The organism is Rhizobium sp. NZLR11, assembly GCF_019685115.1.
Taxonomy (GTDB): Bacteria; Pseudomonadota; Alphaproteobacteria; order Rhizobiales; family Rhizobiaceae; genus Rhizobium.
Genome location: NZ_JABDWD010000009.1, coordinates 228,393 through 253,555, shown reverse-complemented (window position 1 = coordinate 253,555; position 25,163 = coordinate 228,393). Strand labels below are relative to the sequence as shown.

The following is a 25,163-nucleotide window of genomic DNA, read 5'->3' as shown; positions in this document are numbered from 1 at the left end:
AAGGTCGACATACGAAAACAGCGACCCCGTCCGATCATCCCCGCCGCGCATCCAAATTCCCTCGAAATCACTTGCAAGATGGAATCATGTGTCCAGCCCAAAAGCCAGTGGGTTTTTCAGCAGCCTGTTAGAGCAATTCCAGCAAAAGAGTGCCGCGGTTTTGCGTCCGGAATTGCCTAAGAACAAAGAGACAGCGCCATCGCTCGATGAGCGGTGGCGGCAGCTCAAGCGGAATCAATTTATTCGGCGGCTGTCATAAGCCGCTGAATTTTCATCATGTCCTCGCGAAATCGCGCGAGCTCCTCCGCCTTCAGCCGCTCGTCGGGGATACGCAGCAGATAGGATGGATGCACCGTCACGAAGAGCGTGCGTCCTCCATCGATCGCCATTGCTTTCCCCCTGACATCTTGCAGGCGCTGTTTGACATCGGTCAGCGCCGCGAGCGCCGTTGCCCCCATGGCAACGATGAGCTTCGGCTCGACCAGCCCCATCTCCAGATTGAGCCACCAGCGGCAGTGCTTTACCTCGCCCATATTAGGCTTCTGGTGGATACGGCGTTTGCCGCGCGGCTCATATTTGAAATGCTTGACGGCATTGGTAACGTAAAGCGTCGAGCGGTCGATGCCCGCCTCGGCGATCACCTGGTCGAGGAGCCGGCCGGCCGGACCGACGAAGGGGCGTCCTGCTATATCCTCCTGGTCGCCCGGCTGCTCGCCGACGAACATCACCTCTGCATCGCGCGGTCCCTCCCCGAAGACGGTCTGCGTCGCCTTGGCATGAAGCGGGCAGCGGGTGCAGACGTCAGCTTCCGCGCGCAACGCTTCCAGCGTGCCGGCCGGCGCCTCGGGTTCGGCAGGGATATTGCGCGCCGCGTCCTGCAGGCGGTCGTGAAAGGGCAGCGATTGCGTCGCCTCGCGCGCGGCCATGGCCCGCACCTTGCTCTCCGCCGATGCGATCAGCCCGGGGATGAGGTCGGCCTCCGGCAGGTTCTTCCAATATTTTTTTGGCATTTCCGCTTGCATCGCCTTCAGCTTCAATCGCGCCGGGTTGAAGATGCTGGCATAGTAGGTGCGCCAGAGTTCATCGGTGGCATCGGTGAGATTGGGCTTCTCGCATGGCGCGTTGCTCATCGTCAGCCGCTCGCCGTCCCAGGCGGCCGACCCCTTGGGCGTGACGATCAGCCAATCCATGTCGGTGAAACGGCGCTGGAAGAAGGGCGCCGTGCGCCGGACGATATGGTGGTCCGGCTCAAACCAGGCGAGGAATTTTCGACGATCTGCCGTTGCGGCACCAACCTCCTTGAAGCGGACGAAAGCGGTCATCTTGTGCGCGTCACGCCGAACGTTTTTCGCCATCAGCCGGGCCCGCACGACGTCCTCGTCGGAGGCCACTTCCAGCAATTGCCGGTCCAGTTGCAGTCGCCAGAGCAGTCGGTAAAGCAACGAGAACCGTGCCGGATCGGAATGGCAGAGAACCGTTTCCGCCAGCTCGATGAAGGCCGGCGGCACCGTCATTGGCTTGCGTGTTATCGCAGGCGTCGGCGGCATGGCGTCGCGTTGAAATGCAAGATCCGGCTCCGCGGCTTTTTCGCGCCAATCGATTTCATCAGGCAATATGCCGGCGGCGGCAAAAGCGCGCGCGGCATCGCGCCATTCGGCAAGCTCGCCCCGTCCTGCAAGCACGACCCGGCGCATCACAGCAACGACAATTGTTCGGGTTTCGGCTCGAACATGGCGCGAAGGTCCGGCCGGTCGATCAGCCGGCGCGGCGACCAGCCTTCCGCCGAGATGAAAGATTGGACCTTCTTGATCGACACGCCGAGCCGCGAGAGATCGTCGAGCCGCAGGCGACGAAACCGGCGTGCCGAAACGATCGCTTTGACGGTCTTGGTCCCGAGACCCGGCACACGCAGCAACCGCTCGCGCTCGGCCCTGTTGATATCGACGGGAAAATCGGCGCGGTTGGCGAGCGCCCAGGCAAGTTTGGGGTCGAGGTTAAGATCGAGCATGCCGCCCACCTGGTTGGCGGTGATCTCATCGATGCCGAAACCATAGAATCGATAGAGCCAGTCGGCCTGATAGAGCCGGTGTTCGCGCATCAGCGGCGGTTTGATCAGCGGCAGGTTTTTGGACGAATCCGGGATCGGGCTGAATGCGGAATAATAGACACGCTTCAGGCCGTAGCTGCTGTAAAGCCTGCCGCTGGTCGCCAGGATCGTCGCATCGTTCGCTCCGTCGGCGCCAACGATCATCTGCGTGCTCTGGCCGGCCGGCACGAAACGCTGACGCTTCTTTGTCTGCAGCGTCGGTTCGCCGGCGGCTTCGATCTTCAGCCTGAGATCGCCCATTGATCGGCGGATATTGGCGGGTTTCTTTTCCGGCGCAAAGCGGCTGATGCCGTTATCCGTCGGCAACTCGATATTGAGCGACAGCCGGTCGGCATAGAGTCCCGCCTCCTCGATAAGACGCGGCGATGCTTCGGGGATTGATTTCAAATGGATATAGCCGCTAAAATTATGCGTCACACGCAGTTCGCGGACGATGCGGACCATCTCTTCCATCGTGTAGTCGGACGAACGAATAATGCCCGAGGAAAGAAACAGGCCTTCGATATAGTTGCGGCGGTAGAATTCCAGCGTCAGCCAGATGACCTCCTCGGGCGTGAAGCGCGCCCGTTCGACATTGCTCGACGAACGATTGACGCAATAGGCGCAGTCGTAGACGCAGAAATTGGTCAGCAATATTTTGAGAAGCGAAATGCATCGCCCATCCGGGGCATAGGCATGGCAGATGCCGGACCCCTCGGTCGAGCCGAGCCCGCCGCTTGCCGCCGAATCGCGTTTCACCGTGCCGCTGGACGCGCAGGAAGCATCATATTTCGCTGCGTCGGAAAGGATGGCCAAGCGTTCTGTTAGCGACTTCTTCATTAGAATGTTCACTATATGTTCCTTAGAACAAAGTCAACCGCGGTGGTCCGATCTTTTGCCGGTTTTTGCGACGGACGACCCGCTGTCGCGGCGGCTCGCATTTCGTTTATCCGAATTTTCTGGAAATCGGCCTTGGCGATCTGCTATAAGCACTTAACTAGGATTGTGGCACGGTTCCGAAGCTCCCCTTCGGGACCTGTTTTCTTTTGTGTTTGCGCCTAACTGCGTGGATACAAGGAGTGAAGGACAGAAAAATGGTTGAAAAGGTACCAATGACACCGGGTGGCTTCGTCAAGCTGCAGGAAGAACTGCGCTGGCGTCAGCAGGAGGAGCGCCCTCGAATCATCGAGGCGATCGCCGAAGCCCGTGCCCATGGCGACCTTTCCGAAAACGCCGAATATCACGCCGCCAAGGAAGCCCAGAGCCACAATGAAGGCCGCATCAGCGAACTGGAAGACCTGACGGCGCGCGCCGAGGTCATCGACCTGACGAAGATGTCGGGCGACAAGATCAAGTTCGGCGCCAAGGTGAAGCTCGTCGACGAGGACACCGAGGAAGAAAAGACCTACCAGATCGTCGGTGACCAGGAAGCCGACGTCAAGGCCGGCCGCATCTCCATCTCCTCCCCGATCGCCCGTGCGCTGATCGGCAAGGAGGTCGGCGATTCCATCGAGGTCAATGCGCCCGGCGGCGCCAAGGCCTACGAAATCCTCCAGGTTTCCTGGGGCTGATTGGCCGCCAGATACGAGACCCCTCCCGTGCCGGACATTCGTGACGTCGAGATCATCGCGCCCAATTTCAAGCGCCGGCTCTCCGGCGTCACCTCGACCATCGTCCAGCTCATCCCCTGCCAGATCCGGCTCGGCATCAGGATCGCAACTCTCGGTCCCGGCCTGCCGGAGGGCCTGCCGAAACTGAGATGGTCACAGCTCCTCGGCCTCTGGCGCCAGCCGGCGCGCCGGCGCCAGCGCGTCTGGCACGCCCGCCGCAACAACGAGATGGCCGTCGGCATAATGCTTCGCCATCTCCTGCGCATGCAGCTGAAGCTGCTTTTCACCTCGGCCGCCCAACGCCGCCATACCGCCTATACGAAATGGCTGATCCGCCGCATGGACGCTGTTATCGCGACCAGCGACCGTTCCGGCTCGTTCCTCGAGGTGCCGCACACGGTCATCCAGCACGGCGTCGACCTTGCCCTGTTCCATCCGCCGGAAACGACAGACGACGGCATCGCCGCTGCCGGTCTGCCCGGCCGCCATCTCGTCGGCTGCTTCGGCCGCGTGCGCCATCAGAAGGGCACCGATCTTTTCGTGCAGGCGATGATCGAACTCTTGCCGCAGCATCCCGAGTGGACGGCGGTCGTCTCCGGCCGGGTAACGGCGGAGCACACGGCATTCGCAGACAGGCTCAAGGCCGATGTCGCCGCCGCCGGGCTTAGCGACCGTATCCTCTTCCTCGGCGAAGTGCCTGATATCAAGGTCTGGTATCGCCGCCTGACGCTTTACGTCGCCCCCTCCAGAAACGAGGGCTTCGGCCTGACGCCACTCGAAGCCATGGCCTCGCGCACTGCCGTCGTGGCATCGGACGCGGGCGCCTATTCCGAACTCGTCGTCACGGGCGAGACAGGGGCGGTGATCGCCGCCGGCGATGGCAAGGCGCTGACTCGGGCCATCGCCCCCTATATCGCAGATCCCGGTCTGGCGATCGCGCATGGCGAGAATGCACTGCGTCATGTCAGGGCGCACTTCGCGCTGGAGAAGGAAGCGAGTGCGATCGGCGCCGTTTACGACCGGCTTCTTGGCGACAATAACCGCTGATGCAGAAAGAGAAACGGCCCGTCGAATAACGGGCCGCTCCGTAGATGCGATGAAGTGACTGGTTATTCGGCGGGCTGGAAACCTGCGGCCGAAATATCCTCACCGGTCTGGCCGCCCAACGCTCTGGCAAGCTGCGCGGTATCCAACTCGTTTTCCCAACGCGCCACGACGATCGTCGCCACGGCATTGCCGACGAGGTTGGTCAGCGCCCGGCATTCCGACATGAAGCGGTCGATGCCGAGGATGAGCGCCATGCCGGCGACCGGCACGGAGGGCACGACGGAAAGTGTGGCGGCAAGCGTGATGAAGCCGGCGCCGGTGATACCAGCCGCACCCTTCGAGCTCAGCATCGCGACCAGCAACAGCAGGATCTGGTCACCCCAGGAGAGATTGATGCCGGTTGCCTGGGCAATGAACAGGGCCGCCAGCGTCATATAGATGTTGGTGCCATCGAGATTGAAGGAATAGCCGGTCGGGATCACGAGACCGACGACCGAGCGCTTACAGCCGGCCTTTTCCATCTTGTTCATCAGCCCCGGAAGTGCGGCCTCCGAAGACGAGGTGCCGAGAACCAGCAGCAGCTCTTCCTTGATATAGCGCAGCAGCGCCAAGATCGAGAAGCCGTTATAGCGGGCGACGGCGCCGAGAACGACGAGGACGAAGAGCAGCGAGGTGAGGTAGAAGGTGCCGATCAGCATGGCGAGGTTGGCGATCGATCCGATGCCATACTTGCCGATGGTGAAGGCCATGGCGCCGAAAGCGCCGATCGGGGCGGCCTTCATGAGGATGGCGACGAGCTTGAAGACCGGAGCCGTCAGGGCATTGAGGAAATTGACGACCTGCTCGCCCTTTTCGCCGACCATAGCCAGCGCGATGCCGAACAGCACCGAGAAGAACAGCACCTGCAGAATGTCGCCATCGGCAAAAGCGCCGACGATCGTCGTCGGAATGATGTTGGTCAGAAAGCCGACGATGCTCTGCTCGTGCGCCTTCGAGGCAAAGGTGGCGACGGCGGCGGGATCCAGCGAAGCCGGATCGATGTTCATGCCGGCGCCGGGCTGGACGACATTGGCGACGATCATGCCGATGACCAGCGCCAACGTCGAGAAGGTTAGGAAGTACAACATCGCCTTGCCGGCAACGCGGCCGACCTTCTTAAGGTCGCTTATGCCGGCAATGCCGGTCGCTACCGTCAGGAAGATGACCGGCGCGATGATCATCTTGACGAGCTTGATGAAGGCATCACCAAGCGGTTTCAGCTGGGCGCCGAGTTCGGGGTAGAAATGGCCGAGAACGATACCGGCGGCGATGGCCGCAAGAACCTGAACGTAAAGATGGGTGTAAAAGGGCTTCTTTTTGCCCTTGCTGTCTGCGACTGCATCGAATGGTGCTGCGATCATGATATCCTCCTATGGCTCGTCCGGAACGAACTCCGGCCTCCCGAGCCTTCGCTTCAATCCAACAGCTCAGCCGTTGTTGCCATTTCCTTCGCAATCACCGTGCCAGTTTCGAGTGTTTTTATAACCTTTTGATTTTTTTAAATAAAAATTTCAGAAGGCCCGGCGCACTCATGGACAAATGCGGAAATCCGCACAAATCCATTTGCATCCAGTGCAGAAAAATGCACAAATCCGCCATGTCCTTGTCTGTCTCGCAAAGGCTGTGGCCTGCCCTGTCTCTGCACCACCGCATCCGCCGGATGTGGTGGGCCTATGCGGTGATCGCACTGCTTGCCGTCGTCGCAAGTCTCTGGGCCGGCGGCGAGATCGGCCGGCACCGGGCGGAGGCTGCCCTTGAGGAACAGGCCCGCATGGATGCGAGGCTGAATGCGGCTTTGCTGCGCACCGTTCTTGAGAAATACCGGGCCCTGCCCTTCGTGCTGTCGCAGGACGCTGCACTCGCCGCGGCACTGGCGGGAAACGATGCCGGCACGTTCGAGCGGCTCAGTCAGAAGCTGGAAAAGCTGGCGGCGGGCACGAAGGCTGCCGTCATCTATGTCATCGACAAGGACGGCATGGCTGTTTCGGCCAGCAACTGGCGCGAACCGACGAGTTTCGTCGGCAATGATTACCGCTTCCGGGAGTATTTTCGAGGCGCGGCCGAAAGAGGACAGGCCGAGCACTTCGCGCTCGGCACGGTCAGCAAAAAACCGGGTCTCTATATCTCCCAGCGGATTTCGAGCAGCAATGGCCTGCTGGGTGTCGTTGTGGTCAAGGTCGAATTCGACGACGTCGAGGCGGATTGGAATGCCTCGAACACCCCGTCCTACGTCGTTGACGAGCGCGGCATTGTTCTGATCACCAGTATTCCATCATGGCGGTTCATGACGATCGGTCGGATCGCCGAAGACCGGTTGACCGCGATCCGCGAAAGCCTTCAATTCGGCGCTGCACCGCTTCAGCCCCTGCCGCTGGATTTCGTCCGGAACCTCGGCGACGGCCTTGATGTCGCTGAGATCGTCATGCCCGGCGATGCCGGAAAAACCAGGTTTCTCGATGTCGGGATGCCGGTTCCTGCAACCGGCTGGCAGCTGCAGCATCTCGTGGCGCTTGGGCCATCCATCGATGCGGGAATTCGCGAAGCCCGTATGCTGGCCTTGCTCATACTCTTGCCGCTGCTGGCGGGAGCAGCGTTTCTGCTGCGCCGGCGCCATGCGATCACCTTGCGGATTTTCGGAGAACAGCAGGCGCGAGAGGAGTTGGAACGGCGCGTCGCCGAGCGGACCCTGGATCTCAGCCAGGCGCGCGATCGGCTGCAGGCTGAAATCATCGGCCATAAGAGCACCGAACAGCGGCTGCAGGCCGTGCAGCAGGATCTGGTGCAGGCCAACCGGCTGGCAATTCTCGGTCAGGTGGCCGCCGGCGTCGCTCATGAGATCAACCAGCCGGTGGCGACCATCCGTGCCTATGCGGACAACGCCCGCACCTTCCTCGCTCGCGGGCAGGCCGCACCTGCCGGTGAAAATCTCGAAAGCATCGCGGCTTTGACGGAGCGCATAGGTTCGATCACCGAGGAGCTGAAGAGTTTTGCCCGAAAGGGTCGCGGCAGCGCCGAGCCCACAGGATTGAAGGATGTGATCGAGGGCGCGGTGATGCTGTTGCGCAGCCGGTTTGCCGGTCGCATGGATACGCTCGACATCGACCTGCCCCCGGCCGAACTGCGGGTCATGGGAAACCGCATCCGTCTCGAGCAGGTGCTCATCAATCTGCTTCAGAACGCCCTGGAGGCGGTGGCGCCGAAGGCCGGAGAGGGTCGTGTCGAGGTCAGGACATCAGCCGATGCAGACATGGTAACGGTGACGGTCGCCGACAACGGCCCCGGTATTCCGCCGGATATCCGCAAGGGCCTGTTCACGCCGTTCAATACCTCGAAGGAAAGCGGTCTCGGCCTGGGGCTGGTCATCTCCAAGGATATTGTCGGCGATTACGGCGGCCGGATGGAGGTCGCCAGCGACAGCAGTGGAACCCGGTTCATCGTTCATCTGAGGAAGGCTTGAGGTCATGGCCACAATGATGCCCGTTGCCCTGATCGACGACGACAAGGATCTGCGCCGCGCCACCGCCCAGACGCTCGAACTCGCCGGATTCTCCGTTTTCGCCTATGAGGGAGCGAAGGCCGCGCTGGCCGACCTGTCAGCCGACTTTGCCGGCTCCATCGTCACCGATATCCGCATGCCGGAGATCGACGGGCTGCAACTCTTCGCCACGCTGCAGACCATGGACGTTGACCTGCCGGTGATCCTGATGACAGGACACGGCGATATTCCGATGGCGGTTCAGGCAATCCAAGACGGTGCTTATGACTTCATCGCCAAGCCCTTCGCAGCCGATCGGCTCGTCCAAAGCGTTCGTCGCGCCAGCGAGAAGCGGCGGCTTATCCTGGAAAACCGCATGCTGCGCAAAGCTGCCGAGGATGCGCAGGAGAATTCGCCGCTGATCGGCCAGACGCCTGTCATGGAAAATTTGAGAAGAATTCTTCGCCACATCGCCGATACCGATGTCGACGTGCTTGTTGCCGGCGAGACGGGCAGCGGCAAGGAAGTGGTTGCTCAGATCCTGCATCAGTGGAGCCACCGCCGGAAGGGCAATTTCGTGGCGCTGAACTGCGGCGCCCTGCCCGAAACCGTCATCGAAAGCGAGTTGTTCGGCCACGAGGCCGGCGCCTTTACCGGCGCCCAAAAGCGCCGCACCGGCCGCATCGAACATGCAGGCGGCGGCACGCTTTTCCTCGACGAGATCGAGAGCATGCCTGTTGCCACGCAGGTCAAGATGTTGAGGGTGCTGGAGATGCGCGAGATCACGCCGCTCGGCACCAATGAGGTACGCCCGGTCGATCTGCGCGTCGTCGCGGCTGCCAAGATCGACCTCGGGGATCCCGCTGTGCGGGGGGAATTTCGCGAGGATCTCTATTACAGGCTGAATGTCGTGACGATCTCCATTCCGCCGCTGCGAGAACGCCGCGACGACATTCCGCTGCTGTTTTCCCACTTCGCCGCCCGCGCCGCAGAACGCTTTCGCCGTGATGTCCCGCCACTTTCAGAGGGAGTGCGGCGACATCTCGCCTCGCATTCGTGGCCGGGCAATGTCCGCGAACTTTCGCATTATGCCGAACGCGTCGTGCTTGGCGTCGAAGGTGGAGCGCCGGCGGCCACTCCGCAGCCGACGGACGCCACGCTTCCCGAACGGCTGGAACGGTACGAGGCGGAGATCATCCGCGACGCGCTGTCGGCCAATGATGGCGACGTGCGTCGCACCATCGAGGCACTCGGCATTCCGAGAAAGACGTTCTACGACAAGCTTCAGCGCCACGGTATCAACCGGGGTGGCTATGCCGCTCGCAAATAAGCGGGAATAAAGTCCGACGTCGCGTCAGACTTCCACCAGCCCGAGCTTCTTCACCTGCCGGATCGTCAGCATGGTGCGCACGGTGTCGACGTGTTCGTTCGCGGTCAGAACCTCGATGACGAAATCTTGGAAGCGGGTGAGGTTCTCGGCCACGCAATGCAGCAGGAAATCGCTGTCGCCCGAGACCATCCAGGCCTGGCGCACCAGCGGCCATTCGGTGGTGGCGGCGGCGAAGGCCTTGAGATTGCCTTCCGACTGGTGCTTGAGGCCGACCATGCAAAAAGCGACGAGGTCGAAGCCGAGCCGCGGGCTGTTCAGCATCGCGTGGTAACCCTCGATGATGCCCGCTTCCTCGAGCTTGCGCACCCGGCGCAGGCATGGCGGCGCCGAGATGCCGACGCGATCGGCAAGCTCCACATTGGTCATGCGGCCGTCGGCCTGCAGCTCCCGGAGGATCTTTATGTCGATGACGTCGAGTTCGGCGCGACCCACATCATTGCCTTTCTTTAATTCTCCGCGGGGAGCTTCTATATAAAGCGGCGGAATACGCAAGAATGTTTCACGCCGATGACGGATTCTTGCACATCCGGGCGATTTGCCTTGTTGGTAACGCAAGGCTGCCCTTGAATAAAAGCATTGGACGTTCATAAATGGCCCATGGACCGCGAAACGGCCGCAATCGCCACTTAGCCGCCGCCATCCTGCCAGTCGAAAGGAAATGACATGCCCGCCCGCCACACCAAGGTGCTCATCATCGGTTCCGGACCCGCAGGCTATACCGCCGCGGTCTATGCCGCGCGCGCCATGCTGAAACCGGTTCTGATCGCCGGTCTCGAACAGGGCGGCCAGCTGATGATCACCACCGATGTGGAGAATTATCCGGGCTTTGCCGATCCGATCCAGGGTCCCTGGCTGATGGAACAGATGCTGCAGCAGGCAAAACATGTCGGCGCCGAGATCGTCAACGACGTCGTGACCGAAGTCGACATGAACCAGCGTCCCTTCGTCGCCCGCACCGACAGCGGCCAGGTCTGGACCGCTGATACGCTGATCATCGCCACCGGCGCCAAGGCCAAGTGGCTCGGCATCGAGAGCGAGCAGCATTTCCAGGGCTTCGGCGTTTCGGCTTGCGCCACCTGCGACGGTTTCTTCTATCGCAACAAGGATGTGATCGTGGTCGGCGGCGGCAACAGCGCGGTCGAGGAGGCGCTTTATCTCTCCAACATCGCCAAGTCGGTGACATTGGTTCACCGCCGCGACTTTTTCCGGGCCGAGAAGATCCTACAGGAACGCCTGTTCTCCAAGGATAATATCAAGGTGCTGTGGAACACCGAAGTGGCCGAAATCACCGGCACGCCGGCCAAGCCGCCGATGCCGCAATCCGTCTCCGGCGCGCGCCTGCGTGACGTCAGGACCGGCGCGATCACCGAGATGGTAATCGACGGCGTCTTCGTTGCCATCGGCCATGCGCCGGCAACCGAGCTCTTCAAGGACAAACTGAAGCTGAAGGACAATGGTTATCTCTGGACCGCGCCGGATTCGACCGCGACCAGCCTGGAGGGGGTCTATGCCGCCGGCGACGTGACCGACGATACGTTCCGCCAGGCGATCACTGCCGCCGGCCTGGGGTGCATGGCAGCGCTTGAAGCCGAGCGATACCTGACGGGCCACATGCCCGTCGCCGTGGCCGCGGAGTAAGATCGGCATGAGGGGTGGGGGAATGCCATTGGATTGGGACAAGCTGCGTATTTTTCACGCAGCTGCCGAGGCGGGTTCGTTCACGCACGCGGCGGACAAACTGCATCTGTCCCAATCCGCCATCAGCCGCCAGGTCAGCGCGCTGGAGCAGGATGTCGGCACCAAGCTGTTTCATCGCCATGCGCGCGGCCTGATCCTGACGGAACAGGGTGAGCTGCTGTACCGCACTGCCCATGACGTGCTGCTGAAGCTTGAAACGGTGAAGATGCAGCTCACCGAGACCAATGAGACGCCGTCCGGCAAGCTGCGCGTCACCACGACGGTCGGCCTCGGGCAAGGCTGGCTGACGGACAAGATCCAGGAATTCCTGCAGCTCTATCCCGACGTACAGATCCAGCTGATCCTCGACAATGAGGAAGTAGACGTGAACATGCGCCATGCCGACTGCGCAATCCGCCTGCGCCAGCCGCAGCAATCCGACCTCATCCAGCGCAAACTGTTCACCGTGCACATGCACGTCTATGCGGCCCCCTCCTACATCAATCGCCATGGCGAGCCGCAGAAGATCGAGGATCTCGACAATCACCGCATCATCACTTTCGGCGAGCCGGCACCGAGTTACCTGCTCGACGTCAACTGGCTAGAGGTCGCCGGCCGTTCGTCAGACAACAAGCGAATCCCGCATCTGCAGATCAACAGCCAGACCTCGATCAAGCGCGCCGCCCTCCTCGGCATCGGTGTCGCCTGCCTGCCGGATTACATCGTCGGCCGCGACCCAGGCCTGATTCAGTTGGCGATCAATGCCGACGTTCCCTCCTTCGACACCTATTTCTGCTATCCCGACGAGATCAAGAACGCCGCCAAGCTGAAAGCTTTTCGCGATTTCATCGTCAGCAAGGCCAGAAACTGGAACTTTTGAGCCAGATTTATAGAATGATTTCCATACTATGCGGAATGCGCATAACTGGCATGCACAAATAAGGGTTGCCGTTTGCACATTAAACCACCATATCGCTTATAGCTGATGCACATGGTGGCTTTTCCTCCCAGTTCCACCGCATTAGCTGTTCCCCTCTGGAGGTTTTTGACCTTCACACTTATAAAGGGCCCTGGTTTTCCAGTGGCCCTCTTTTTTTGCCTTGCCTCCTCGGGAAATGCCGCACCGCAAAAAATTTGTGCGGCGCATAGCAGATATGCACAAAAAAGCATTGAAACCTGCCCAAGGAAGCACCATATCCCTCTCAGCTGATGCATCTTGTGGTTTCTCTCCCAGTACCACCGCATTAGCTGTTCCCCTCTGGAGGTTTTTGACCTTCACAATTATAAGGGCCCTGGTTTTCCGGTGGCCCTCTTTTTTTGCCCAAAATTTACTCAATCCATAAAACTCGCCGCCTCACGCCTCCGTGATTTGCATATCGACGTCCAACGATCGATATATCGATAGAACACGATTTATAGTTCGGTGAATAACGATGGAAAAAGACGAGATCATCAAGGCACTCGCCCATCCGACCCGGATGGAAATTCTGAACTGGCTGAAAAATCCAGAGCAACATTTCCCCTCGCAGGAGCATCCTTTCGAAATGGGCGTCTGCGCCAGCCAGTTCGAGCGCTGCGGCCTGTCGCAGTCGACGGTCTCGGCCCATTTGGGAACGCTGCACCGCGCCGGCCTCGTAAGCACAAAACGTGTGGGACAGTGGATTTTCTACAAACGCAACGAAGAAACGATCGCCGCCTTCCTGAAGCAACTGACGCAGGACCTTTAGAATGCCCCTCGCCCTCCTCGTTCTCGCCTTGAGCTCGTTTGCGATAGGCACCACCGAATTCGTCATCATGGGTCTGTTGCCCGAGGTCGCCGCCGATCTCTCGGTCAGTATCCCGCAGGCCGGATGGCTGGTGACCGGTTATGCGCTGGCGGTGGCCATCGGCGCCCCGGTAATGGCTGTTTCGACTGCGAAGCTGAAGCGCCGCACCGCCCTGATCGCGCTGATGGCCTTCTTCATCGCTGGCAACCTGCTCTGCGCGCTGGCGAGCGACTACTGGGTGCTGATGATCGCCCGCGTCGTGACCGCGCTTTGCCACGGCGCCTTCTTCGGCATCGGTTCGGTCGTTGCCGCCGGGCTCGTCGCCGAAGACCGCAAGGCCCGCGCAGTCGCACTGATGTTTACCGGCCTGACGCTTGCCAACGTTCTCGGCGTACCGCTCGGCACCGCAATCGGCCAAGCCTATGGCTGGCGCGCCACCTTTGGGGTCGTCACCGTCATCGGCGTCGTCACCATTCTCGGCCTGATCGCCATCCTGCCCAGGGATAAGCAGCCGGAAAACGGCAGTATCCTGCGCGAAATCGCGGCGCTCAGGAATGGCCGCCTGTGGCTGGCGCTCTCCACCACCGTCTTCTTCGCTGCCTCGATGTTCGCCCTCTTCACCTATCTCGCCCCGTTGCTGCGCGACGTCACCGATGTTTCGCCGGAAGGCGTCACCTGGACGCTGTTCCTGATCGGCCTCGGACTGACCATCGGCAATCTCGTCGGCGGCAAACTTGCCGACTGGCGTCTTGGCGCGACGCTTGCCGGCGTCTTCGCCGCGATCGCCCTCACCTCGATCGTCTTCAGTTATACGAGCCGCTTCTTAATCCCGGCTGAAATCACGCTCTTCCTCTGGGCACTAGCAAGCTTCGCCGCCGTGCCGGCGCTCCAGGTCGGCGTCGTCAGCTTCGGCAAGGACGCCCCGAACCTGGTTTCAACCATTAATATCGGCGCCTTCAACACCGGCAATGCACTCGGCGCCTGGGTTGGCGGCCTCGTCATCGATGCCGGCTTCGATCTCACCCGCGTGCCGCTCGCCGCAGCCTTAATGGCCCTGATCGGCCTCGGCGCGACGGCGCTCACCTATCTCTCCGCCCGGGGCCGAGCCGCCCTCGCCCCCGCCGAGTGATCCTCCCGCAAAAGAAAGGACCATCATGGCCAAGCTTTTCGAACCCACCAAGGTCGGCGATATCACAGTCAAGAACCGGATCGTCATGGCGCCGCTCACCCGCAACCGCTCGCCGGGCGCCATCCCGAACGACCTCAACGTCGAATATTACCGCCAGCGCGCTACGGCTGGCCTGATCATCACCGAAGCGACAGCGATCACCCATCAGGGCCAGGGTTATGCCAACGTGCCCGGTCTCTATAGCAAAGAGGCTCTCGACGGCTGGAAGCGCGTAACCAACGCGGTCCATACAGCAGGCGGCAAGATCGTCGTCCAGATGTGGCATGTCGGCCGCATCTCGCACACGACGCTGCAGCCGAACGGCGGCAAGCCGGTCTCTTCGACCGACCGCGTCGCCAAGGCCAAGACCTATCTGGTCAACGGCGACGGCAGCGGCAGCTTTGCCGACACCTCCGAGCCGCGCGCGCTCGAAACTACCGAAATCCCCGGTATCGTCGAAGATTACCGCAAGGCCGCCCGCGCGGCGATTGACGCCGGTTTCGACGGCGTCGAGATCCATGGCGCCAACGGCTACCTGCTCGACCAGTTCATCCGCGACGGCGTCAACGAGCGCACCGACCAATATGGCGGCTCGATGGAAAACCGCACCCGTCTGACCTTCGAGGTCGTCGATGCCGTTGTGAGCGAAATCGGCGCAGGCCGCACCGCGATCCGCATCTCACCGGTGACGCCATCGGGTGAAAGCTACGATTCCGATCCGCAGGCGACCTTCACCCATGTCGTCGAAGGTCTGGCAAAATACGATCTCGCCTATATCCATGTGATCGAAGGCCAGACCGGTGGTGATCGCGACTACCGCCAGGGCGACAATCCGTCCTTCGACTATAAGGCGTTGCGCGAGGCTTATGAAACGGCCGGCGGCAAGGCCGACTGGATGGTCAATAACGGTTATGACCGGGAACTGGCGGTCGACGCCATTGAAAGTGGCCGCGTGGATCTCGTCGCCTTCGGCAAGCCCTTCATCGCCAATCCCGATCTTGTCGAACGGCTGGCGAAGAACTTGCCGCTCAACACGCCAGACCAGTCGACCTTCTATGGCGGCACCGCCAAGGGTTATGTCGATTACCCCGTCCTCGAAAAGGTCGCCTGAGCCTTTCCACGCCAACGCGAATCCCGCCGAAAGGCGGGATTCCATTTCCGAGATGTCTTTGTAGGGTGCCATCATGTTCGCTCCCCATCTTGATCGCTGGTCGCTGATTGCCGACGGCGAACCCATCATCACCCATTCAAGCCGCCTGCTGCCAGTCCTTTGGCAGGACAGGCCCGCCATGCTGAAAGTGGCGGCCGATATTGACGAACGATACGGCGCGCTGTTGATGCAATGGTGGGCGGGTGATGGCGCAGCCCATGTCTATGCCCAGGAAGGCGACGCCGTGCTTTTGGAAAGGGCGATGGGAAAACGCTCGCTGCTTGCCATGGCGATGAACGGCGAGGACGACGAGGCGAGCCGCATCCTCTGCCGAACGGCGGCACGGCTGCATGCGCCGCGCGAAAAACCGCTTCCTGATCCCGTGCCCCTCACCCACTGGTTCCGCGATCTGGAACCGGCAGCCAAAAAACATGGCGGCACGCTGGCCAATTGCTCAGCGATTGCCGACGCCCTGCTTGCCGACCAGCGCGACCTCACCGTCCTGCATGGCGACATTCATCACGACAACATTCTCGACTTCGAGGCGCGTGGCTGGCTGGCGATTGATCCGAAACGGCTCCATGGCGAGCGCGGCTTCGATTTCGCCAATATCTTCGCCAATGAGGAACTGCCTGTTATCACCGATCCCGCCCGTTTCCGCCGCCAACTCACCGTCGTTTCGGCCGAGGCCCGGCTGGAGTCAAAACGGCTGCTGCGATGGATTGCGGCCTATTCCGGCCTTTCCGCCGCTTGGTTCCTCGGCGACGCAAACACGCGGCAGGCGGAGACGGCTCTGACAGTCGCCCGGCTCGCCCTCGCTGAATTAGAGGCCTAACCCGCATTCTCATGCGAAGGCGCGATCAAGCCGGTCATCATGTCATGATGCGATTCAGGCAGGCAGCCGAGCGCCACGAGCGAAGCCCTGACCGCCTCGTCGATCGGCGTCTGCGGCTCTTTGCCGAGTTCGGCAACCAGCTTGCCGTTCCTCATCCGCAACGGCACCTTCCAGAGATAGCGCATCTCCCTGATCTCCCGCATCACAGCAACAAACGGCGCCGCCAGCGGCACGATCCACCAGGGGAAGCCGCCGATTTTCGCCTTGCCGCCGGCGACACGTTTGATGGCTTCGGCCATCTGCATGCCATCCGCATCCCAGAAGCCTTCCATATGATAGACGGCAAAGGGCGGCAGCCAATCGGCCCGCTCGGCAAGCCGAGCGATTGTTTCCGCCATGTCGGGCAGATAGGCCCACTGATGGCCGACGCCGTGCCGTCCCGGATTCTTGATCGTGCCGACCGGCTTGCCCGGCGTCACCAGGCCGGATGAGAACCAGCTGTTTCCAGTCGCACCCGGACCGAAGAAATCCCCGGCCCTGACGATGATGACGCCCGCGCCGGATTGCGACGCCGCCTTCAGCCGCTTCTCCATTTCGACACGGACTAGCCCCTTCTTCGTCACCGGATGCTGCGGGCTATCTTCCGTCGGCGCCGGCAGGGCATCGGGGCCGAAATTGTAGACGTTGCCCGGCAGCACGATGCGCGCGCCGACGGCGCGAGCAGCGGCAATGCTATTGTCGAGCATCGGCAGCACCAGCGTTTCCCAGTCGCGGTAACCGGGCGGATTGACGGCGTGGACGATCAGGTCGACGCCTTCAGCCGCCCTCAACACGTCGCCGGCATTCATCGCATCGCCCTGCATCCATTCGAAAGCCGGCTCGCGCCTCGACGCCTTGGCGGCATCACGGTTGAGCGCCCGGATGCGCCAGCCGCGGGCAAGCAGCTTGCGGGCAACCGCTCCGCCGATGCCGCCGGTGGCGCCGAGAATGAGCGCCGTCGTGTTCATTTTGCTGTTCATGACAATCATCTCCATCCATCCGATAAAAGGACTATGCCACCGGGAGGAGATAAACAAAATTGACGAAATAAATGCAGCTGCTATACAAAAATACATGATCGCTGAACCGAGCTGGGATTTCTACCGCAGTTTCCTGACCGTGCTCCAGCAAGGGTCGCTTTCGGCCGCCGCCCGCGAACTGGGGCTGACGCAGCCGACCATAGGTCGTCATGTCGACGCACTGGAAATGGCAATCGGCGCCGAACTCTTCACTCGATCCCCGAACGGGCTATTGCCGACCGACGCCGCACTGGCGCTGAGACCCTATGCCGAGACGCTGGCGGCAACCAGTGCCGCCCTTTTGCGCACCGCATCCGGCGAGCGCGATCGCGTGGCTGGAACCGTCAGGATCAGCGCCAGCGAGGTCATCGCCATCGAAGTGCTGCCTGGGCTTCTTGGACGGCTGCAGGAGACATATCCCGAACTCCAGATCGAGCTGTCGGCTTCCGATACGATAGAGGACCTGGTGAACCGCGAGGCCGATATCGCCGTGCGCATGGCCGAGCCGCAGCAGGGTGCGCTCGTCGTGCGTCGCATTGGCGATATCCCGCTCGGCTTCCATGCCCATCGCCGCTATCTCGAACGATACGGCATTCCGCAAACCTTGGCTGACCTCGCAAACCACCGGCTCATCGGCTTCGACCGGCAGACGGCCTATGTCCGTATGGTGATGAAGCGCTACGCGGTTCCCGGCATCCACTTCTCCTACAGGACCGACAGCAATCTCGCCCAGCTTGCCGCGGTCCGCGCCGGCGTCGGCATCGGCCTCTGCCAAGTCGGGCTTGCACGTGAAAACCCCGATCTGGTGCACGTGCTACCCGATGCTTTCGGCCTACCGCTCGGCACGTGGGTGGCGATGCATGAGAGCCTGAAGACCTCGCCGCGCTGTCGCGCCACCTTCGACGCACTGGTCAAGGGGCTTCAGGACTATCACCGATATTCGACCAGCACATAAGCTCCAAATCCGGAATCGATTTTCGCAAAGAATCTTGCGCAAATTCAACGTGATTGAGCATCTAAAGCATGTCGCGCAAAAGTGTTCAGCGGTTTTGCGCTAACGACATGCGTAAAAACAAAGACCTAAAGCGCGAGGGGCGAATCTGAAGATCGCGACGCGCTTTAGAACCTGTCCTATCGGACGCGCGGCGCTGTAGCGGAAGAAGATGATGACCCACGATCCGGTTGAACTCGTGCCCTACGATCCGCAATGGCCAGAGGCGTTTCGGCGCATCCGCGACAGGTTACTCGTCTTGCTGCCGCAGGCGCTCTCCATCGACCACATCGGCAGCACGTCCATATCGGGCATGAGTGCCAAACCGCTGATCGATATCGACATCGTTCTTCCCGGCCTCGGGCACATCGAGGATGCCACCGATGTGCTTCTGGCAGAAGGCTACGAACCGCGCGGCAATCGTTACGACGACGAGGTCTGGGCATTTTTATCACGAGGTTCCGTGCCGCGGGAGCGCGTCTACCTCTGCCTGCTCGGCAATGGCACGCATCGAAACAGGCTCGCTTTTCGGGATTATCTCATCATGCATCCGCAGGCGGCGGCCGATTATGCCGCGCTCAAACGCAGGCTGGCAGCCGAATTCAGGATGGACGGCAATCGCTATACTGCGCATAAGCGCGAATTCGTCGACGCGATCGTCGCGCGGGGCTTAACGGACGACGATTAGGCTTCAGATGCCTTGCGAGGCCTCGGCCGAGCGGTCCTTCCACTGGCCGTCCACCACCTCGGTTTCCGGCCGGTCGCCGCCTTCGGCATATTCCTCATGCCACTTGCCGTTCTCGTCCTGCCAACTGATCTCGGCGGAATCGCCGCCGACCTGCTGTTCGGCCGCGACGATACGCGCAGCTTCCACTGCCTCGGCATGGGTCGGGAATGCCTCGGAATAGACGCCTCCGAGCCGGTAGGCCCAACCGCCGTCATGCGGCACGACTTCGTAGACCACCTTGATCATCATTCACCTCCTCATCTTCTTGTTGCGCATTCGCACGCTTCCGGACAGGATCCGGATCATCGCGGCCGCTTGACGAGAATTCGAGGACGCCGCGATCTGCTTTTCGGCCCCGATGACATCAGTATTCCATTAAACGCCGAAGACTGCAAATGGGACTGGATCGATGCTTGCTTGATATGCGGAATCAGTGACTTAGATAAAACGCATGGATCGGGACAGGAGCTGAAGCTTGGGGATTGCATCACGCTTGAAAGAAGAGAAGTTTCTGGTCGCGGCACTTGTCGTTGCAGCGATCGCCTATTTCTTGGAACACGCGGTGATCGAGATGGGACGCGGCATCGCCCTGATCGCGGCCGCCGCCCTGGTCGGCACCATCGTTCTCGCCTCGATCCGAGTTGCCCATCACGCCGAGCTGCTCGCCGTCAAGGTTGGCGATCCCTATGGCACGATGATCCTGACGCTGTCGGCCGTCGCCGTCGAGGTCATCATCCTCGCCATCATGATGAGCGGCGAGAGTTCGCCGGCACTGGTGCGCGACACGATCTATTCCGCCCTGATGCTCGATATCAACGGCATTCTGGGTCTCGCCGCCCTGCTCGGCGGCCTCAAGCATGGTGAACAGCCCTACAACGACAATTCGGGCAAGACCTACGGCGTGATGATCCTCACCGCCATCGGCATCTCGATGATCGTGCCGGAATTCGTGCCCGGCGACAAATGGCACTATTATTCCGCCTTCACCATCGTCGCGATGATTGCGCTCTACGGCCTCTTCCTGCGCATGCAGGTCGGCCAGCACAGCTATTTCTTCAGCTACAGCTATCCGCGCTCCGAACGGAAGAAAGAAAGTCCGGACGAGCATGGTCCCGACGAATCGACCGCAATCTCGATCGCCACCATTCTGGTCGGCGTCGTCATCATCGGCCTGCTGGCGGAGTTCATGGCCACACTCATGACCGAGGGTCTGCGCGACAGCGGCGCGCCGATCGCGGTGACCGCCGTCGTCGTCGCGGCGATTTCAGCCGCCCCCGAGATTCTCACCGCCTTGAGGGCAGCCCTCAGGAACCGCATGCAGGCGACGGTCAACATCGCCATGGGCGCCTCGCTCTCGACGGTGATCCTGACGGTGCCGGTCATGGAGGCCATCGCACTCTATACCGGTCAGCCATTCATCATGGCGATGACCCCGGTGCAGACGGTGATGGTGACGATCACCTTGATTGCCGCCGCGATCAATCTTAACGACGGCGAGACCAACGCTATCGAAGGCATGACCCATTTCATCCTCTTCGCCACCTTCGTCATGCTGACGGGGCTGGGGCTTTGACGGCGGCGCGCTGAAACCGATATTCGAACAGCCTTCTTGGCAGCTCACGCCTGTCAGCACGGACCTGCGACCATTATTCCTTCGACTTTTCGAGGAAACGCTGCTTACGGGTTTTCGGCTTGAAGCGCCGGAAGAAACCTTCGACGGCCCGGATGGATTTGGTGACGGACATCAGCCTGTCGATCTGGCTGTTGGCATTGTGAAGTCGCTCCGACAGAACCTCGGCCGCCGTCATCGCAATCTCGATCGGCGGCAGCTGTGGAAATCGTTTGGCGAGCGCCGCATAGGGGCTCGTATCGACACCACCCATCATCGAGATCGTGCCCATCCTGGCAAAGAGACGCAGGAATATCTGCTCGAACGTCCAATCGTGCACGTCGAAGACCTTCCACTTCTCGCTCCTCTTTGCCGAAAAGCCGGCAAGCAGGATCTTGCCCGGCAGTTGCAGCTCGGCGAGCCAGAGCGCCAGCGCAAAGCCGCTCGTCGCGATCTTGCCTGTCGGATAGAGATCCCCGATCATCTGCGTCAGATCAAGGTGACGGGCTCTGGCGCCGTTGAAGCGGCTCTCCTCGCTGAAGTTTTCCTCGGGAGAAACGCGAATATTGACGACGCCCAGAAAATTGTCGCCGGCAAAGAAGCGCAGGACATCCGCAGCCTCGCGCCGGTGGACGATATTGGCGCCCATCACGCCGCTGCGGGCAACCAGCACCGCATGGCCGGCGAAGGGTTCGTCGAGCACCTTGTAGACATTATTGAAGAAGACGTAGAGCGCCGTCTCCGGCAACTCGCTTCGCAGCTGCTCGAAATCGACCGCCTCGCTGTTTGCCACCAGCACGATGTGGGAATAGCCCGACAGCAGCGCTTTCCACGCTTCCGGCGTGAGGAAATGCAATCCGTCATCTGCTGCGGCCACGGTGTTGATATCGCTGGGGATCGATTCCATATCGGCTCACATGCACTTTCCAAGGACGCGCCTTACTAGCTGTTGCTGAAATAGGCGCGCATCCGTGCCAGCCGCGTCAGCCCGCCGATCTGCTTTCCCATATGCGAGAGAAAGCCCGCCACCCGGCCCGTCATCGACGGCTGTCTGCAGAAGGAAGCCCAGGGCGTGTCTCGCAGATCCTCGATATAACGCCTGGCCATCTGCCGGTGCACCCAGGGAACGGTCGCCTGCCACGGTTTTTTCCGGCCGGTGAAATGAAAGATCGCCGGCCGGCCCACGAAAGGCAGGAGGCCCGTCTGCGTGTTCCAGCGCGGATCGAGCGCCAGCCAGTCGCCGTCGAAGCTGACGTTCAGCGCATCCTGGTCGTTATTCTCGAAAAGATGCGACCGCTCCTCGAATATCTCCCGTGTCCTGGCAAAGAGCCCCTTCGCCCGGCAGGCCGACCAATCGAACAGCAGCACGCCGGCATTGAAATACCGGCCGCCCTCGCGCATGCCGATCTTTCGCTGCCGCGCGCCGGCCTTCTCAGGAAAGGCCATGACATAATCGTCGACCGCGGCAAGCGCCTTGCCTCGAAAATCTCTGGTGAAGAGTTCGTCGACGGGTGCCACCGCCAGCACGTCGGCGTCCAGGTAAAGCAGGCGCTCGATATGATCGGGAATATGCAGATCCATGTAGAGCCGCGCCAGTGTCGCGGCCGACCAGCGGCCTCGCGCCTGCTTTGGAGTTTCCGGCGTATTATAGGGCAGCACGGTGATCGCCATATCGTGCAGCCGCGCGAAATTTCCAACCTCGGCGATTTCGCTCGGCTTGAGGTCGATGCCGAGAAGCAGGAACTCCGCTGGCGAAGCCCCCAGATTGCGCTTGACGGAAAGCAGGGTGCAGCAGGCGGCCGGCAGCATGTTGACATCCGAACAGACGATCACCGCACTCTGCTGCAAAATCCCGGCCTCCCAAAGCGGCAACTTAAACTTAATGCCGGATATCTAGTTGGTTTGGCGCCGCCCCGCAACCGCAGATCACCCGCCGAACCGTCACTCTGCGTCACGTTTAGAATCGGAATTCAACGACTTGCGAGGCAAAGCGGAATCAAGGCCGCAAGGCGTTGAATCGGGATATGAGCCTATAATCGCAGCGCCAGCGGATGGCCGACGAGCAACCGGTCGACCGTCGCAAGCTGCAGCCCCTCGACCTTGCACTGTGCCAGCAGCATTCGGTCGAAGGGATCGCGCGTCTCCGGCTCGGGGTCGGCGGCAGTGATGACGTGCTGAATTTCGATCCGCAGCAGTATCAGCCCTATTTCCTCAAGAGATCGCGCGATGTCTTCGAGCGGCATGCCAGGATCCAGCTTTCCCAGCCGAGCCTTTATCGCCGTCTCCCAAAGACTTGCAACACTGACGAAACCCACGGTCTTGCTGTCACCAAGCAGCGCCGCGATCTCCCGGAACCGATGTCCGACGTCCTTGCGCAGGATCGCGAGAACGATATGGGTATCAAGGAGAAGCTGCATGGTTACGGCAACGGCTTCAGGAGAAAATCCTCGGGCAGCGGATCGTCAAAATCATCTGCGATGAACGGGACGGGATTGGTAATGCCTCGTGAGCGAAGATAGGCCTGACCAGCTTCCAGGTTCAAACCGCCGCGTTTCTGATGTGGCACCAGATCGAACACCGGCCGGCCGTTCCGCGTCACAACAATGGTTTCGCCTTGCTCGACCTCGCGGGCAAGCTCGGTCAGCCGGTTCTTCGCGTCGCGGATCGAAACGGTCTTCACGCTTCAAATGTAGCCACATGCAGCCACATCGTCAACGTCGCCACAAAAAAGGCCCGCCGTCACCGGCAGGCCTTCGATCGATCTTATCGCAGTCCGCTTACCTGCAAGCGGCGCAGAAGCGCTGGATGCGGCGGCAGGCTTCCTCGAGCTGCTCTTCCGACGTTGCATAGGAGATGCGGAAGTTCGGGCCGAGGCCGAAGGCCGAGCCTTGAACGACGGCAACGCCTTCGGATTCCAGGAGCTCAGAAACGAAATCTACGTCCGTCTCGATGACCTTGCCAGAGGGTGCGGTTTTGCCAATCAAGCCCTTGCAGGAAGGATAGACGTAGAAAGCGCCTTCCGGCACCGGGCAGACGATGCCCTTGGCCTGGTTTAGCATCGAAACGACGAGATCGCGACGGCCTTCGAAGATCTTCTTGTTCTCAGGGATGAAGTCTTGCGTGCCGTTCAGCGCTTCGACAGCCGCCCACTGGGCGATCGACGTCGCCCCCGAGGTCTGCTGACCCTGAATCATGTCCATCGCCTTGATGAGCTGGATCGGGCCTGCGGCATAGCCGATACGCCAGCCGGTCATCGCATAGGCCTTGGAGACGCCATTCATCGTCAGCGTGCGGTCGTAGAGTTTCGGCTCGACTTCGACAGGCGTGACGAACTTGAAGTCGCCATAGGTCAGGTGCTCGTACATGTCGTCGGTCAGTACCCAGACATGCGGATGCTTCATCAGTACGTCGGTCAGCGCCTTCAGCTCGTCCTGCGTATAGGCAGCACCCGTCGGGTTGGACGGCGAGTTGAAGATGAACCACTTGGTCTTCGGTGTGATCGCCTTTTCGAGATCTGCCGCCTGGAGCTTGAAGTCATGCTCCTGGGTGGCCGAAACGAAAATTGGCGTGCCGCCGCATAGCGCAACCATCTCCGGATAGGAAACCCAGTAAGGCGCCGGGATGACCACTTCGTCGCCGGGGTTCAGCGTCGCCATGAAGGCGTTGAACAGGATCTGCTTGCCGCCGGTGCCGACGATCGTCTGCTCCCAGGTATATTCCAGGCCGTTTTCACGCTTGAACTTGGCAGCGATCGCCTTGCGCAATTCGGGAATCCCGGAAACCGGCGTGTACTTCGTCTCGCCGCGGTTGATCGCGTCGATGGCGGCCTTCTTGATATTCTCGGGTGTATCGAAATCCGGCTCGCCCGCGCCGAGGCCAATCACGTCACGTCCTTTTGCCTTCAGCTCGCGCGCTTTCTGGGAAACGGCGATGGTGGCTGAAGGCTTCACACGGGAAAGAGCGTCGGCAAGGAAAGCCATGATATCGGTCCTAATGGTTGAAACGGGCAGAAAGCCGGGACCGGAGTTCTGCGCCTAGCTCTATGTCCAATGTATGATGGCATTTCAAGCGCAAAGGCGTGATGGAGGCAATGATTCTTATTGATCGTTTCGCCACATCGGCGAGCGGGTCGCCGCCCTTTTCGGCAAGGCTTGCAGCGCGCAGTCGAAGCGCTACGCGCAACTCTTGAGTCAATCTCTTGAGAACATCGGGATTTATCTGTTTTGGAAGCTGCCGCTCGAAGTCATCCGCGAGCATGTCGAGGAGTTCAAGATTATCGCCGGCATCCGACCTGACCTTCGACATCACGCCGGTCCTGAGGAATGGAGTCAATAATCAATCTGGGCGAATTGCTTTTTAAGGCATTGGTGATGAACTGCCGTCATGACAAAGCCGCCCCGCAAGCCTTCCAAACCGCTGCTCGGTGATGGCTACGAGCCGCCCCGCAGCCGACCGCGCCGTCGGCGAGATCCCGCTCAACCCAATCTTCCTCTCGATCCGATGCCGGCGCGTATCGCGCCGTGCCGGGCGTCGGA

General features: G+C 60.9%; 26 protein-coding genes and 1 pseudogene. 15 read left to right on the top strand and 12 right to left on the bottom strand.

The genetic code is table 11. The annotated features are described in order from the left end of the window. On the top strand, positions 1 to 259 hold a 259-nt coding region (locus HJB83_RS18155), incomplete at its 5' end, for a hypothetical protein (RefSeq protein ID WP_221132514.1). On the opposite strand, the gene HJB83_RS18150 is transcribed toward HJB83_RS18155, so the two are convergent. Both HJB83_RS18150 and HJB83_RS18145 read right to left on the bottom strand, forming a co-directional pair. Beyond that, on the bottom strand, positions 240 to 1,694 hold the full coding sequence (locus tag HJB83_RS18150; protein ID WP_221132513.1) for a UdgX family uracil-DNA binding protein: 1,455 nt from the start codon (positions 1,692 to 1,694) through the stop codon (positions 240 to 242). The two genes, HJB83_RS18155 and HJB83_RS18150, sit on opposite strands and share 20 nt — an antisense overlap. Further along, positions 1,694 to 2,926, bottom strand: coding sequence for a putative DNA modification/repair radical SAM protein (locus HJB83_RS18145; protein WP_207584347.1), 1,233 nt, complete (start codon positions 2,924 to 2,926; stop codon positions 1,694 to 1,696). The genes HJB83_RS18150 and HJB83_RS18145 overlap by 1 nt, the downstream gene beginning before the upstream one ends. A 254-nt stretch (positions 2,927 to 3,180) precedes the next feature. On the opposite strand from HJB83_RS18145, the gene greA reads away from it, so the two are divergent. Further along, positions 3,181 to 3,657, top strand: coding sequence for a transcription elongation factor GreA (greA, locus tag HJB83_RS18140; protein ID WP_164013475.1), 477 nt, complete (start codon positions 3,181 to 3,183; stop codon positions 3,655 to 3,657). A gap of 27 nt (positions 3,658 to 3,684) precedes the next feature. Continuing rightward, entirely contained in the window at positions 3,685 to 4,743 is a 1,059-nt protein-coding gene (locus HJB83_RS18135) for a glycosyltransferase family 4 protein (protein ID WP_221115842.1), read from the top strand. A 62-nt stretch (positions 4,744 to 4,805) separates the two neighbouring features. Here the strand turns inward: HJB83_RS18135 and HJB83_RS18130 are convergent, their stop codons facing one another. Continuing rightward, positions 4,806 to 6,143 carry a dicarboxylate/amino acid:cation symporter gene (locus tag HJB83_RS18130; protein ID WP_221115843.1) on the bottom strand — a complete coding sequence of 446 codons (1,338 nt, stop codon included), beginning with the start codon at positions 6,141 to 6,143 and terminating at the stop codon, positions 4,806 to 4,808. 221 nt (positions 6,144 to 6,364) lie between these two features. Between HJB83_RS18130 and HJB83_RS18125 the strand changes: the two genes are divergently transcribed. Continuing rightward, positions 6,365 to 8,239: an ATP-binding protein gene (locus tag HJB83_RS18125; RefSeq protein ID WP_221115844.1), complete on the top strand. Its 1,875-nt coding sequence runs from the start codon at positions 6,365 to 6,367 to the stop codon at positions 8,237 to 8,239. Between the two features lie 4 nt (positions 8,240 to 8,243). Then, complete coding sequence (locus HJB83_RS18120) at positions 8,244 to 9,587, top strand: sigma-54 dependent transcriptional regulator (protein WP_207581242.1); 1,344 nt, start codon at positions 8,244 to 8,246, stop codon at positions 9,585 to 9,587. A 24-nt stretch (positions 9,588 to 9,611) separates the two neighbouring features. On the opposite strand, the gene HJB83_RS18115 is transcribed toward HJB83_RS18120, so the two are convergent. After that, positions 9,612 to 10,079, bottom strand: coding sequence for an Lrp/AsnC family transcriptional regulator (locus tag HJB83_RS18115; RefSeq protein WP_164013485.1), 468 nt, complete (start codon positions 10,077 to 10,079; stop codon positions 9,612 to 9,614). 231 nt (positions 10,080 to 10,310) lie between these two features. Between HJB83_RS18115 and trxB the strand changes: the two genes are divergently transcribed. The 6 genes from trxB (at position 10,311) to HJB83_RS18085 (ending at position 16,243) form a co-directional block, all read left to right on the top strand. Further along, the gene (gene trxB, locus HJB83_RS18110; RefSeq protein ID WP_221115845.1) at positions 10,311 to 11,285 is read left to right on the top strand and encodes a thioredoxin-disulfide reductase; all 975 of its coding nucleotides are present in this window, start codon (positions 10,311 to 10,313) and stop codon (positions 11,283 to 11,285) included. Between the two features lie 22 nt (positions 11,286 to 11,307). Next, complete coding sequence (locus tag HJB83_RS18105; RefSeq protein ID WP_003593139.1) at positions 11,308 to 12,204, top strand: LysR family transcriptional regulator VtlR; 897 nt, start codon at positions 11,308 to 11,310, stop codon at positions 12,202 to 12,204. 553 nt (positions 12,205 to 12,757) lie between these two features. Further along, positions 12,758 to 13,051 carry a helix-turn-helix transcriptional regulator gene (locus HJB83_RS18100; protein WP_207581244.1) on the top strand — a complete coding sequence of 98 codons (294 nt, stop codon included), beginning with the start codon at positions 12,758 to 12,760 and terminating at the stop codon, positions 13,049 to 13,051. A gap of 1 nt (position 13,052) precedes the next feature. After that, entirely contained in the window at positions 13,053 to 14,219 is a 1,167-nt protein-coding gene (locus HJB83_RS18095; protein ID WP_221132511.1) for an MFS transporter, read from the top strand. 25 nt (positions 14,220 to 14,244) lie between these two features. After that, positions 14,245 to 15,369: an alkene reductase gene (locus tag HJB83_RS18090; RefSeq protein WP_221132510.1), complete on the top strand. Its 1,125-nt coding sequence runs from the start codon at positions 14,245 to 14,247 to the stop codon at positions 15,367 to 15,369. 73 nt (positions 15,370 to 15,442) lie between these two features. Continuing rightward, entirely contained in the window at positions 15,443 to 16,243 is an 801-nt protein-coding gene (locus tag HJB83_RS18085) for an aminoglycoside phosphotransferase family protein (protein WP_221132509.1), read from the top strand. Here the strand turns inward: HJB83_RS18085 and HJB83_RS18080 are convergent. Continuing rightward, positions 16,240 to 17,262 (bottom strand): NAD(P)H-binding protein, encoded by a 1,023-nt coding sequence (locus tag HJB83_RS18080; protein WP_221132508.1) that lies wholly within the window; start codon positions 17,260 to 17,262, stop codon positions 16,240 to 16,242. The two genes, HJB83_RS18085 and HJB83_RS18080, sit on opposite strands and share 4 nt — an antisense overlap. A gap of 94 nt (positions 17,263 to 17,356) precedes the next feature. On the opposite strand from HJB83_RS18080, the gene HJB83_RS18075 reads away from it, so the two are divergent. Both HJB83_RS18075 and HJB83_RS18070 read left to right on the top strand, forming a co-directional pair. Beyond that, positions 17,357 to 18,256 carry a LysR family transcriptional regulator gene (locus HJB83_RS18075; protein ID WP_221132507.1) on the top strand — a complete coding sequence of 300 codons (900 nt, stop codon included), beginning with the start codon at positions 17,357 to 17,359 and terminating at the stop codon, positions 18,254 to 18,256. Between the two features lie 208 nt (positions 18,257 to 18,464). Further along, on the top strand, positions 18,465 to 18,980 hold the full coding sequence (locus tag HJB83_RS18070) for a GrpB family protein (protein ID WP_221132506.1): 516 nt from the start codon (positions 18,465 to 18,467) through the stop codon (positions 18,978 to 18,980). Positions 18,981 to 18,983: 3 nt separating this feature from the next. Here HJB83_RS18070 and HJB83_RS18065 read toward each other — a convergent pair whose 3' ends face one another. Continuing rightward, positions 18,984 to 19,265: a DUF2188 domain-containing protein gene (locus tag HJB83_RS18065; protein WP_164013504.1), complete on the bottom strand. Its 282-nt coding sequence runs from the start codon at positions 19,263 to 19,265 to the stop codon at positions 18,984 to 18,986. Between the two features lie 229 nt (positions 19,266 to 19,494). Between HJB83_RS18065 and HJB83_RS18060 the strand changes: the two genes are divergently transcribed. Further along, entirely contained in the window at positions 19,495 to 20,592 is a 1,098-nt protein-coding gene (locus HJB83_RS18060; protein ID WP_221115850.1) for a calcium:proton antiporter, read from the top strand. A 73-nt stretch (positions 20,593 to 20,665) separates the two neighbouring features. Here HJB83_RS18060 and HJB83_RS18055 read toward each other — a convergent pair whose 3' ends face one another. The 6 genes from HJB83_RS18055 to HJB83_RS18030 all read right to left on the bottom strand — a co-directional run bounded on the left by HJB83_RS18055 (position 20,666) and on the right by HJB83_RS18030 (position 24,933). Further along, entirely contained in the window at positions 20,666 to 21,535 is an 870-nt protein-coding gene (locus HJB83_RS18055; protein WP_221132505.1) for a 3-deoxy-manno-octulosonate cytidylyltransferase, read from the bottom strand. Positions 21,536 to 21,570: 35 nt separating this feature from the next. After that, a complete protein-coding gene (locus HJB83_RS18050; protein ID WP_221132504.1) occupies positions 21,571 to 22,476 on the bottom strand; it encodes a glycosyltransferase family 8 protein in 906 nt (301 codons plus the stop codon). Between the two features lie 182 nt (positions 22,477 to 22,658). Next, positions 22,659 to 23,045 carry a type II toxin-antitoxin system VapC family toxin gene (locus HJB83_RS18045; RefSeq protein WP_221132503.1) on the bottom strand — a complete coding sequence of 129 codons (387 nt, stop codon included), beginning with the start codon at positions 23,043 to 23,045 and terminating at the stop codon, positions 22,659 to 22,661. A gap of 2 nt (positions 23,046 to 23,047) precedes the next feature. After that, complete coding sequence (locus HJB83_RS18040) at positions 23,048 to 23,308, bottom strand: type II toxin-antitoxin system Phd/YefM family antitoxin (RefSeq protein ID WP_221132502.1); 261 nt, start codon at positions 23,306 to 23,308, stop codon at positions 23,048 to 23,050. 97 nt (positions 23,309 to 23,405) lie between these two features. Further along, entirely contained in the window at positions 23,406 to 24,608 is a 1,203-nt protein-coding gene (locus tag HJB83_RS18035) for a pyridoxal phosphate-dependent aminotransferase (protein WP_207581256.1), read from the bottom strand. Between the two features lie 10 nt (positions 24,609 to 24,618). Continuing rightward, positions 24,619 to 24,933 (bottom strand): hypothetical protein, encoded by a 315-nt coding sequence (locus tag HJB83_RS18030; protein WP_207581257.1) that lies wholly within the window; start codon positions 24,931 to 24,933, stop codon positions 24,619 to 24,621. Positions 24,934 to 25,011: 78 nt separating this feature from the next. Between HJB83_RS18030 and HJB83_RS34170 the strand changes: the two are divergent. Then, positions 25,012 to 25,158, top strand: a pseudogene (locus tag HJB83_RS34170) (ATP-dependent DNA ligase); the annotation flags it as partial. Positions 25,159 to 25,163 lie beyond the last annotated feature (5 nt).